The organism is Bacteroides sp. An269, assembly GCF_002159755.1.
Lineage (GTDB): Bacteria > Bacteroidota > Bacteroidia > Bacteroidales > Bacteroidaceae > Phocaeicola > Phocaeicola intestinalis.
Genome location: NZ_NFJG01000140.1, coordinates 1 through 10,048 on the forward strand (window position 1 = coordinate 1; position 10,048 = coordinate 10,048).

Consider the following 10,048-nt stretch of genomic DNA (forward strand, 5'->3'; position numbering starts at 1 on the left):
AGAATACATACGTGGATGGATTGGATACTATCATCTTGCCGATATGAAACGTTTTCTTCTTGATATAGATGAGTGGTTAAGACGGAGAATACGTATGTGTATATGGAAATCTTGGAAGAAACCCAAGACCAAGGTAGCAAACCTCATTAAATGTGGTATTGGAAAATACAAGGCATGGGAATGGGGTAACACCCGCAAAGGTTATTGGCGTATTGCTGACAGTCCTATATTGAAGGTGGCGATAAATAACGATAGCTTGAGAAAAGCAGGGTATTATACCTTAATGGGTTCGTATCTCGAATGGTACCCAAAATAGGAACCGCCGTATGCCGAACGGCACGTACGGTGGTGTGAGAGGTCGGTGAACATGAAAATAGGAGATAAACACCTATGATTAATGTTTACCTCCTACTCGATTTTGGCATTAACAGTTCCGCTCGGTATTGATGATTTGTCTAACCCTATCTTTATTCAACTTGCGACAGGTCATTTATTAATACTTGCTCTAATTGTGGTGCTAATGGGGTTACTATTGTGCTATCTATATTCCACTTAACTTGGGAGGCTAATTTTGACTTCAAAGTTTTTTTGTACAGTTTCATTTCGTCTTTTGTAATATACTCATGTTCCAACACATACAGTTCATCAATGATTTCAATCATCTGTTCTTTAATGTCTTTTTTGTGACTAAAGAACAACTTTCTATAGTTCTTTCTGTTTATCAAATCCATATAAGACTGATATTCCGGGTTATAGATATAATTCTCTGTCTGGTAATAGTTTTCGAGACGAGTAGTGTAACCGAAAAGTGTTTTGGGAGTCTTTTTTTTAGTTGCAAGTACATCGTATTCCACTCGTAAAACTCTTTGTATTGTATCTATCCTTATTGCGCCTCCAACCACTTCATTTAATCGAAGTCGGCTATCTATGCTATCAGTAGTAAATTTCCAACCTTCTTTTTTCAACCTTTCCATTAGAGTGAGACCATCCAAACTGGGTGTGTAAATGTATTTATCTACAAGAGTATTTGCTCTTTCCTTGTCCATATCTATCAATGAATCGTTTTGGAAGTTACGAATCTTGATTGCAAATCTTTCCGCATCTTTATGTTTTGTGTCAATAAAGAAATCCAAATATCCATCCCTGAAATATTTCATACAGGAATCATTCAATTGATAACTTCTGAAGTAAGTCTTGAGATGAATATATTCTCTATTCTTCGCCGTAACTGTTACTGCGTTCAACTGATACTCAATGGGGTTTAGATAAATAGGGATATCCTCCTTAAATAGAGATGATTTAACACTTTTAGGCTTATAGGCAATATGCTGAATAGTAACAACTTCATCGTTCAAGTCTTGAGGTAATGTACCATCTATATCCGTCGTACCTATGACTGCCCCTTTGCTATTTAGAATCTGTGCGTATGATATACGTTGACCGGTCGTTTTGTCAAGCAAGACAGCTTGCCCCGAAACGTTAAGACTCACAAATAGTAATAAGAGTAAAATTGCAAAGCCTCGACATTCATACTTAATAATTGTCCGTAAGAAATCATTGCACATGATTCTTACTTTTACTTTTTTAATGCCCATCGCTGTGTCATTTTGTTCTTTAATATTCAGTTTTTCTTCTTTTGACATACAAATCGTAGATTTTATTCATTTGGGAAATGCCTGTCTGTGATTCTTTATTTACTTAGGCGGCACAAAAATAGAAATAAAAAAGGAGCAACCAACATTTTTTGATTACTCCTTCTGTTCGATACGAGTGAATTAATGTTTATAATCTAAATCCACCTCCTTTTCTCGGTTCATTAGGTGCTTTCCGAAAACCATGCCCTAACTTGCCAAACTGTTCTTTGAACCATTCACCAATCGGTTGCCTGTTTATGGTCAGAACCAGTTTATTGTTATCGCTCGGATTCCTTTCCACCTTGAAAATATCATTCTTGATGTCAAACTTCCGCCTGTGTTCTTCGGAATAAATCCTGCCATTGCACCTGATAGCTTCTTTCTTTGTCAAAAGGTTCTCTATCATTTCTTTGGTAAAGCCGATGGTAGCGCACAACTTTTCCATTCTCAACATCTCCTTGAGCATAGGAAACCATTTGAATGCCTTTTCAAGCAAGGTATTCAACCGTGATATTTCCTTGTCTTTGGCTTCAAGTTCCTGATTGTGTATTCCTTGTAGGTTGCGTATCTGCTTGCCGTGCTGTTCCTGCATACGCTGCATTTGGGCTTTCAAGTCATCAATTCCCTTGTCCCGTTTGGCAATTTCCTGACGCAATACTTCATTGGACTGCTCCAGTTTCTTCATTTTCCCGCTGCCGAAGAGAGAACCCACTCCGCTTGCTATGACCGTAGCGGCATCGGTGGCTGCGCCTTTGAGCTTGTCCGTGCGTATCTCCGATTTCACCTGACGGAGTTCCCGCTCGGCAAGGTTTACCTGCTGTTCCTTATGCCGCTTTACGGCTTCTATGCGTTGCAGTTCGGCTTTCTGCTTCTCAATGATGAAATCGTTCCGTTCCAGATGTTCTTTGCCTGTTACGGCTTTTGACTTACCACGCTCCATCAGAAGGATGTCGGATGCCAGGCTCTGCATTTCGGTCATATCCTCGTCATTGAGCTTGCGGCTCTTGCCTGTATCGTGATTCATCCAATCGAATACGATATGCGCATGGTAATTCGGCTTGAACCACCTTTCGCCAACCTTGAAACTCTCCCTGTCCTCCGGGTCAGGCTGTCCATTCAGCCAATGTCCTTCGTCTTTGTGCAGGAAGATTTGGAGCGGTGTAATGCCCCAGCGTCTTTGGCACTCCTCGCCAAATTTATGCACATCTGCCAGTGTGGTGTCAGGTCTGATGAGCAATACTCCCTCACGTATGGGTGAACATCCTGCCACTTTGATAATCTTGCCGTTCTTCCCTTTGCGCTCACGCTCCTTTTCCTGCATGGCACGACCAGTCTTTTCCTTGACCATCCGTTTGATGTCCTCATAGTGCGCCTGCAATTCGGGATTGCCGAAGTCCGGGTTTATCCACTGCTCGTTATTCGCAGAGAGTTCGGATACCACATATACCTTGGATTTTCCGATGTTGCGCATATACTCGGCAGTTCTCCGGTTATGAGCCTCGCTTGATGCCACGTTGCAAGGCTTGATATGTATGCTTGATTTTGTTGCCATCTATTCAATTTTTAATTTGATTGTTTACTAAATCTGTTTGTTGCTTTCCGAACATATCCGCAAGGGGCTTTTAGGGGTGCAACCCATGAGCGGAGTTTCCAAAGAGAGGGTCACTCTTTGGTCGGGTTGCATAGGGCTGAAAGCCCTTGCCGGGTTCTTAGGGCAGCGTCCTAAGCCCCTCGGGAGAGCCCACAACTACGAAAGCGAAGCGTGTAGTTATAGTGGGCTATAACCGGAAGCCTTTCGGTTTCTTGGGTAACGCATCATTCCTCTTTTTGACGAATTGCATTTGCTCTTTTCTATCCGCCATGCGTTTCTGCAAATACTCGTTCAGGTCTTTGCATCCGCTGTAGATTTGTGAAGCGTCCCGTATATGCTGGGTGCTGTCGTATTCCTTGCGGATTTGCTGAAGGGCTTCCATTCCTGCACGGTCATTGTCAAAAAAACAGTGGATTCGCTCATAGCTTCCCAATGGATAAAGTGCTTTGGAAACATTGGCAACAGAGTTCAGAACCATGTAATCCTGCCTGTCGAATTCAGGGTATTGCGGACAGCTTTCGAGCCGTAGAGTCAGAAATGAGAGGTAGTCCATAAATCCCTCGAAAACGAAACACGTGCCCTTTGGCTCTCCCGACTGTCTGATGTGGGATATTTCCTTCGGTGCGATACAGCCCTTGAAATATCGGTTGCGGATTTCATAGCCGCCCGACATGTTGGGAAACGCAATGGCGAAGTACCGTTTGCCGTTGTGCGTAAACCGCGCTTCCTTACATTCTTTTTTCGCCAGTGCCGGATTTATCCTCCTTTCCTGCAAGTAAGCGAGTAAGGTAGGAGAAGAAAGCGGCACGATTTCCAACTGTTGGAAACTCGGCTCTGTAAATGACTGCTTGCGAAAAGAGAAAGAAACGGGGTGCACGTGCGGTGCCTGTTCCTCTATGCGTTTCAAAAGGTACGGCACGCTGTCCGTTGCATAGAGGTGCGAAGCCAGCGCAATGATGTTGCCGCCCTTGCCGAGCGCAAAATCATACCATTGGTTCCGCTCGGTGTTCACCTTGAACGAGGCTTCGGTTTCTTCCCTGAACGGTGATTTGTACCATAGATTGATGCCCTGCCGCTTCACCGGGCTATATCCCAAGCTGTGAAGGTATTCTTCCAGCCTGATTTGTTTTGCTGTCTGTATGTCCATAAATGATTGTCTTTATCGGTTATTGTTTGTTTTTTCTTTTCGCCAGTCCCTGTTTATAAGTTACTGGCTGTATAACCACTTCACTTTATTGTCGTATATATAGGATACGGCTTAAAGTGAAGCGGTTTGATGTGTCCCTGCAACCACTTCGCTTTATCCTAATATATAGACCCGGAGAATAAAGTGAAGTGATTGCAGGAAGCGTGTCAATAGTGGAAATCCGGTTTGTACCTGTACTTCCTGCCGTTCTCCTGCACTATCATCCGCTTGTTCTTCAACACTGTGATGAGTTTGACCAGCTTGTTGTCGCTTAACGGAACACCCACCAAGGCATACGACTCTTTCAATGCTTTGCTCAGTTCCTTATATCCGTATTCGTCCTGCAACGAAAATGCTGCTTCCAGTGCTATCCGGTGTTGTTGCTCGGAAATGTCCTTGCAGGCATCAAACCTTTCGCCTTGGGGTCTGCCGGGCGCTTTGGCTTCTGTCTGGTAATCCTCCATCAGTTCAGGCAATGCCCTTTCATTGATGCGGAAGGCAAACGGCTCGAAGTCCATCGCACGGATGTGCATGGCGGAAACCTTGCTGATGTCCCCGTTACTTTTGTCCTTTTCAACGAGCAGTACGGTTTCAGCCTTGTTGTTCAGTTCCGTGCCGATATGTCCCCTTGCGTTCTCATCCCCCTTGTTCTGGTGGAGTATCGTGTGGATATGTATCTGCCTGTCGTCCGTCCACTGCATCAGTTTCGATATGATGCGTGTCGATTCGCTGGGGCTGTTGATGTCATACACCATGTCACGGATGCCGTCTATCACCACCATACCGAGGTTCGGTGTATGATAGATTGCCTGTTCGACAATCCTTATGCGTTGCTCCGGCGTATATTTCCGCAGGGCAAGGAACTCAAGGTTCTCGTTGTCCCTGTCATCGGGCAGCCCTGCCATGCGCATGATGCGTTCCATTACATTCAGGCAGTGGTGGGGGCTTTGCTCCGTATCCACGTAAAGCACTTTCCGCTTGGCTTCGGGAAGTTCAGCCGCATACCTGAGCACCGTGCCGTTCTTCAAAGCCGCAGCCACGATAGCCGACACATTGAATGTCTTCTTGCTTTTGGCTTTGCCGATGGATGCACTGAAATTTCCCAACGTGCCGATTACAGAACCTTTCACGCTGAGGATTTCTGGCGCTTTCTCGTATTTTCCCGACAGGCTCAGCCGTGAGGCTTGCCAGAGGATTACCGCCTGTTCGTCCGATATTTCCCGGATGTCTTTCATATAGTCCATAGCAATTCCTCCCGTTATTTGCGTCCGCCTGTTTTCTTTCCTGCCAGTTCAAGGGCAAGTTCCGCATCCACGATAATCTTGCGCCCTATCTGGGTGATAGCCTTGTCTATTTTTCCGCTTTTCTTTATGCGGTTGGCGGTGGGCAGGCTGCATCCGAACAGCTTGGCGATACCGAGTATTCCGTACACATACTTCCTGCCTGTGTCCGTTACGGGCTGTGGCTGCGCTTCCGTCTGAACGGAAGCGTGTCTGCTTAACATGATGAACTCTTCACCCGTCATCTGCCAGACGGGTTTGGATAATAATTCTTGTAGATTTTGCATAGTTCTACTTTTTTGATTCAACAATCAGCCCTGCGCACTGGCTGTTATTTCTGTTCTCGAACGATGCAAAATTAGGTATGGTTATGGGTGGTAAGGATGGGGACGGTGTAAGCCGAATATTGTTGTATCTTATTGAATATCAGTAAATAAAAATACCACTCAAAAATTAATTTGAGTGGTAAAAGTGGAACTTTCGTAAAGAATCAGGATATGTCACCGATTATCTGAATATATGCTCCATTTCTTTGGCGAATTTCTGGTTGCTGTCACTCGGAAAATCGGAAACAGGCTCCTTGTACTTGGACTTGTAGTAGCTGTCATCAATACCCAGCAGTTTCAGTATCCCGTCTTTCCATTTGTCCTTGTCCTGTTTAGAGAGTTTCTCGCCCATCAGGAATATCAGATAGCATGCACGGATTTTCTCTCTCGGTTTGATTTTCAGCTTGCAGTTGCAGGGTTGGAGATTCATATTGGCATAGAAATCCGGTGCGGAAATTTCCTCGAACTGTTCTCCAACACATGTTTCATGAATGAGAGAAAGTAATTTCATATCGAAGTATTCGTATTGTTCCCCTGTTGTTTCCTGCTGGCTGACGGGTTTGCCCGGTTCGTCCTGTCGTTTCCCCTCAGGAATATATTTCTTCAATATGTCCAGAAAAAGGCAGCTTTGGCGGTATATGTCCGCACAATGGTTCTTCATATATTGGAACGCCTCTTTCCTTGCTGCCTTTTGCTGGTCATAGAGTTCGTTCAGTATGGCTCTTTCCCTGTCATATTCAGCCTTACAGCGTTCATATTCTTTTTCCGCCTGCTTTTCCTCTTCGGCTGTATGTTCCCTGTAGCCAATGGAATCATACCTGTTGTTGGCTTCATTCAGCGGCTTGCTCAAGCTTCTTGTAACATCCAACTGGGCTTCAATTTCAAGGGAATATCTTTCCAAATGCTGATGGCAAACACGCTCTACGGCACTGTCACTTATGGGGCGTGTTTCATAGGCCTGTATGCTCTTTTCTATTTCGGTCTTCAGGCTGTTGAGTATCAAGGTGTATTGTTCTTTTTGCCTGTCAAGCACCAGTTCAAGGATAGCTGCCTCAAAAGACTTCATGTCATTGTATTCCTGACAGAAATCAAAAATAAATTTCTGCCTGTCGAAAGAGAAAACGTAATTGTCTATATAGTCCCTGTATATTCTGTTGAGTTCCCCGTATCGGGGAATCATCGTCTGTATCTTGTCTGCCATAGGTGTCTTACTTTTGTTTGTTCTTTTCATTGTCAAGAAGCATCGTCAGTTCTTCTTCCACCTGTTCAATGCTCGGCAACGCCGATTTCAGGCTTTCCGGCACAGCCTTGCTGAGCTGATAGTCGCTGATGCCGATAGGCTGGTCATAGCCTGTCAGCGCATATTGTGCGACAATCTCATCCTTGCCCTTGCATAGCAGCAGCCCGATGGTCTTGTTGTCGTTCTCTCCCCTCAGTTTGTCATCCACCACATTGATGTAGAAGTTCAACTGTCCGGCGTATTCCGGTTTGAACGGGGTAGCTTTCAGTTCCACAACCACATAGGCATGAAGTTTTATGTTATACAGGATTAAGTCGGCATAAAAATCGCTGTCGCCAATCTGGAAATGCTTTTGCCTTGCGACAAAGGCGAATCCGCTGCCCATCTCCAGCAGATAACGGGTGACGTGCTTCACCAGTTGTTCCTCTATGTCCCTTTCGTCCGCACGTTCTTTGGCTTCCGCCAAGTCAAAGATATACGGGTCTTTCAACAGGTAGCTGGCAAGGTCGCTTTGAGGTGCGGGAAGCGTGGCGGTAAAATTATTGACCTTGCGACTGTTGATTTGCCGTTCAAACAATTTGCTCTCAATCTGCATTTTAAGGACATTGCTGCTCCAGCCCATTTCCACGGATTGTTTCATATACCAGTACTCCACGCCCAACGGAAGAGAACTGTTCAACAGAATCACATGGCTCGCCCAATTGATTCTTGCAACAGGTGATGCTAGGAACAGTTTTTCCATGTCCTCAATCGGTACTTGATAAACAGCGGCTACTGTTTGGACTACATCCTGAATTTGTGCAAGAGGTTCTTGCACAATTGCAACTTCCTTGTTGTCTGTGGATTGAATTTGCGCAAGAGGCTCTTGCGTAAATGTCATATTGTTCAGGCTTTGAAGTTCATTCGTGATTTTCTGCACACTTGGAGTAAATAATTTCGCATCGGTTTCTATAAAACTCCGTAATGCGCCCAATGGATAGGAGCGTGCGAACTGACACATATAAGCCAAGTTTCTGACCGAATACCCTTTCTTTTCAGGATAGTTGAACCGTATCGCATGCGCCAGTTTCTTGATGACCTTACCGCCCCAGCCTTGTCGGTTCTGGTGGTACAATATGTAATTGCCCATCTTCCAATAGTGGAACAGCATCTGCGCATTGGCTGCACTGATGAGCCGGACTTGCGCCTGCTCTATTTCTGACCCGATGGCATTGACAAAAGCCTCGAAACTTCTTTTCTCTATATTGTTATCGTTGTTGCTCATTGTTGTATGTATTGAAAGTTACAAAGGTAAGCCCAATTACAGGTTTTCCATGAAACTTGCTGATTGTTTTTACAGTTGGTTGAATTTGTTCATCGCACTGGCTTTCACATCATCGGCGATGTCTATGTAGGGTTTCATCGCCTTGTAGTCGCTATGCCCTGTCCATTTCATGACCACCTGAGCCGGAATGCCGAGAGCCAGAGCGTTACAGATGAAAGTCCTTCTCCCGGCATGGGTACCCAGCAATGCGTATTTGGGTGTAATGGTATCTATACGGCTGCTTCCTTTGTAGTAGGTTTCACTTACGGGTTCGTTGATCTCGGCAAGTTCGCCCAGTTCCTTCAAATAGTCATTCATCTTTTGGTTGCTTATGACAGGGAGAGCCTTGTGTCCCTCAAATTCCACACCCTTATATTTGTCAAGTATCGCCTTGCTGTGGTTGTTAAGCTCGATGATGAGCCTTTCTGCAGTCTTTACGGTAGTAATTTCTATATATCCATCCCTGATGTCGCTTTTCTTCAGATTATGTACATCCGAATACCGGAGTCCGGTAAAGCAACAGAACAGAAAGACATCCCTCACCCGTTCAAGATATTGCTTGGTTTCAGGTATCTGATAGTTTTTGAGTTTGTTCAGTTCTTCCCACGTAAGGAATATCACCTTTTTCGGGGTACTCCGCAATTTGGGGTTGAAATCTTCGTAGGCATTGTTCATGCAATACCCTTTCTTGGTACACCAGCGCAGGAACCATTTCAGATAAGCGACCTGTTTCATGATGGATGTGTTCCGCATGTCTTCGGTGTCTTTCAGGAAATTCACATACTTTGTTAGCTTGGGTTCATCCAATGATTCAAAAGTCAGTCCCTTGTCAAACTTCTCAAGATGTTTCCTTACTGCGGCAAATTTCTCATAGGTGGCATCAGACCAGCCGTTTTGCGTGCCGCACTCCTTGATGAATTCGTCAAATACCTCCAAAGGCAGAAATACCACCGGAGCCTGTTCCCCATCTTCCTTTTTTTCATTGTGCAATCTGTTGAACGCATCCTTTACCTGCTCGGTAGTCGGCATGAATCCCTGCACCTCGAACTCCTTGAAGATGTTCTGTATTTCAGTGTAGTATTTCAACAAGTCCGCATTGATTTCCGATGCACTTTGCTTCAGCTTGTTGGTGCATCCGTTCTTTACACGCTGCTTGTCGGCATCCCATTTGGCAACATCAATGCGGTAGCCTGTTGTGAACTCAATGCGGTGGCTGTCAAAAACAACACGCATACGGATAGGGACATTCTCCACGATTGGTACTCCGTTCTTCTTGCGGCTTTCCAATGAAAAGATGATGTTTCTCTTGATATTCATAGCTGGGTGTATTAAAATCAACACCCAAATATACACCCAATAATTGAAATGACAAAAGACATTTAATGATATTTAGTAATATAGTCAATCTATAATAAGTTGGTTATTACCAATATATTGTGTTTTTATGAGATTTCCCGATTGTGTAAGTTAAAGTCCCGTACGCACCGC

At 44.6% G+C, this 10,048-nt stretch carries 9 protein-coding genes; 1 reads left to right on the forward strand and 8 read right to left on the reverse strand.

Annotated elements, in window-relative coordinates:
* A partial coding sequence (locus tag B5F71_RS17415; RefSeq protein ID WP_087212831.1) for a group II intron maturase-specific domain-containing protein occupies positions 1–316 on the forward strand: 316 nt, incomplete at its 5' end.
* Positions 317–467: 151 nt separating this feature from the next.
* Here the strand turns inward: B5F71_RS17415 and B5F71_RS17420 are convergent.
* The 8 genes from B5F71_RS17420 to B5F71_RS17455 all read right to left on the reverse strand — a co-directional run bounded on the left by B5F71_RS17420 (position 468) and on the right by B5F71_RS17455 (position 9,877).
* A complete protein-coding gene (locus B5F71_RS17420) occupies positions 468–1,643 on the reverse strand; it encodes a hypothetical protein (protein WP_087212835.1) in 1,176 nt (391 codons plus the stop codon).
* 139 nt (positions 1,644–1,782) lie between these two features.
* Positions 1,783–3,186: a mobilization protein gene (locus B5F71_RS17425; RefSeq protein WP_087212839.1), complete on the reverse strand. Its 1,404-nt coding sequence runs from the start codon at positions 3,184–3,186 to the stop codon at positions 1,783–1,785.
* A 226-nt stretch (positions 3,187–3,412) separates the two neighbouring features.
* On the reverse strand, positions 3,413–4,372 hold the full coding sequence (locus B5F71_RS17430; protein WP_087212842.1) for a toprim domain-containing protein: 960 nt from the start codon (positions 4,370–4,372) through the stop codon (positions 3,413–3,415).
* 206 nt (positions 4,373–4,578) lie between these two features.
* On the reverse strand, positions 4,579–5,655 hold the full coding sequence (locus tag B5F71_RS17435; protein WP_087212845.1) for an AAA family ATPase: 1,077 nt from the start codon (positions 5,653–5,655) through the stop codon (positions 4,579–4,581).
* A 14-nt stretch (positions 5,656–5,669) separates the two neighbouring features.
* Positions 5,670–5,978 (reverse strand): DUF3853 family protein, encoded by a 309-nt coding sequence (locus tag B5F71_RS17440; RefSeq protein WP_087212848.1) that lies wholly within the window; start codon positions 5,976–5,978, stop codon positions 5,670–5,672.
* Positions 5,979–6,198: 220 nt separating this feature from the next.
* Positions 6,199–7,218 carry a hypothetical protein gene (locus B5F71_RS17445; protein WP_087212851.1) on the reverse strand — a complete coding sequence of 340 codons (1,020 nt, stop codon included), beginning with the start codon at positions 7,216–7,218 and terminating at the stop codon, positions 6,199–6,201.
* Between the two features lie 7 nt (positions 7,219–7,225).
* The gene (locus B5F71_RS17450; RefSeq protein ID WP_087212855.1) at positions 7,226–8,521 is read right to left on the reverse strand and encodes a PDDEXK nuclease domain-containing protein; all 1,296 of its coding nucleotides are present in this window, start codon (positions 8,519–8,521) and stop codon (positions 7,226–7,228) included.
* Positions 8,522–8,590: 69 nt separating this feature from the next.
* Positions 8,591–9,877, reverse strand: coding sequence for a site-specific integrase (locus B5F71_RS17455; RefSeq protein WP_087212857.1), 1,287 nt, complete (start codon positions 9,875–9,877; stop codon positions 8,591–8,593).
* Positions 9,878–10,048 lie beyond the last annotated feature (171 nt).

What these genes read in the sequence shown, in the direction of transcription:
- B5F71_RS17420 (WP_087212835.1), bottom strand. Translation starts at nt 1,643, where the DNA reads ATGTCAAAAGAAGAAAAACTGAATATTAAAGAACAAAATGACACAGCG.
- B5F71_RS17425 (WP_087212839.1), bottom strand. Translation starts at nt 3,186, where the DNA reads ATGGCAACAAAATCAAGCATACATATCAAGCCTTGCAACGTGGCATCA.
- B5F71_RS17430 (WP_087212842.1), bottom strand. Translation starts at nt 4,372, where the DNA reads ATGGACATACAGACAGCAAAACAAATCAGGCTGGAAGAATACCTTCAC.
- B5F71_RS17435 (WP_087212845.1), bottom strand. Translation starts at nt 5,655, where the DNA reads ATGGACTATATGAAAGACATCCGGGAAATATCGGACGAACAGGCGGTA.
- B5F71_RS17440 (WP_087212848.1), bottom strand. Translation starts at nt 5,978, where the DNA reads ATGCAAAATCTACAAGAATTATTATCCAAACCCGTCTGGCAGATGACG.
- B5F71_RS17445 (WP_087212851.1), bottom strand. Translation starts at nt 7,218, where the DNA reads ATGGCAGACAAGATACAGACGATGATTCCCCGATACGGGGAACTCAAC.
- B5F71_RS17450 (WP_087212855.1), bottom strand. Translation starts at nt 8,521, where the DNA reads ATGAGCAACAACGATAACAATATAGAGAAAAGAAGTTTCGAGGCTTTT.
- B5F71_RS17455 (WP_087212857.1), bottom strand. Translation starts at nt 9,877, where the DNA reads ATGAATATCAAGAGAAACATCATCTTTTCATTGGAAAGCCGCAAGAAG.